This window comes from Paenibacillus sp. P4_A7, from assembly GCF_056402455.1.
The window spans coordinates 1-1,118 of sequence record NZ_JBFUHJ010000810.1 but is presented as its reverse complement, the minus strand read 5'-3'; the positions used below and the strand labels follow the sequence as shown (position 1 = coordinate 1,118).

The following is a 1,118-nucleotide window of genomic DNA, read 5'->3' as shown; positions in this document are numbered from 1 at the left end:
CCAAATATGCCTCCAAGAGCGAAAAATACCGACGAATCGCTAGTCCCATACCTAAAGCGGCAAACTTGCAGCGCATGCAGATTAACTCGCCCTCTGTGTCTTCATACCATTCATGCTCCACCATCGCCAGCCGCGCATAAGTCTCCAGCTTCGGATGCAACTCCTCATACTGCAAGGCATTAGCAAAGAAACGATGGGTTTGCGATTTCGCCAGACCGGGAACAGATACTATGTTTTTGGCTTGCGATTTCAGCCTGATCTGATAGCTTCGGAAGAACCCTTTCTCCAGCAATCGACAAATAAAATCTAGACCCTTCGCATAACTATCCGCGCATTCTTCCTTGATTCGAATGGTGATAATCGAGAATACATCATGAGCCTGACATTCGATCTGTTCATCCTTATAATGGATATCTTCTGCAGGAAGCGTTCCGCTACCCTCCTTGATCACCTTAACCGCCTGCGTACTGCCTAGTTCCTTCAGCCTTTCCAGCAGATCGAGTCCATTTTGTCGACTGTAGTTGGGTTCGTATTTAATAATCAAAATGGCCGTTTGCAGAACCAGTTCCATTTGCTGCGGCTCCATAGCGGTTAAGTCGATACCCTCTTTTATCGTATATTCAGCTCGCCCCCATTTGGGCTTGACATTATGAAAGTAAAACGGCAAAAACACACTTTCAGCCCACTGACTAAACGCACGAATGAATTGGGAACGATGATCGTCCATCTTTGTTTTATTCCCTTTGTTCCGTTTCATCACCAGCTCATATACATGCATAATAAAGGCAGTATCCATATCCGGAAACAGCTGCGGATCGACCAGATGTTGAGAGAGAAAAAAGCTCTCCAGCGGATCAGTCTGATAAGACTGGCCCTCCAGTTTGTCCTCGATATAGGCTTGAACGCGCTGCAACAGAAGCTCGCGCTTGCGCTGGTTCACATCGTTCAGTATGGGAAGTGTTTCGGAGCCGCCAACTTCGATGCTAGCTTGAAATCGATAATTCACCAAGGCACTGTCCTCATAGATTTGCAGCTTTTGTCTGATTGCCTTTTTTAGCAACGGTATCAACACATTCTCTATTTCCTGATGGGTCAGCGGGTTTTCCAGACGAGTACCC

1 protein-coding gene is annotated in these 1,118 nt (G+C 46.6%); it reads right to left on the bottom strand.

Features of this window, described 5'->3' with window-relative positions; translation table 11 throughout:
* A partial coding sequence (locus AC1DWN_RS34190) for a DUF6138 family protein (RefSeq protein ID WP_477563255.1) occupies window positions 1-1,072 on the bottom strand: 1,072 nt, incomplete at its 3' end.
* Window positions 1,073-1,118 lie beyond the last annotated feature (46 nt).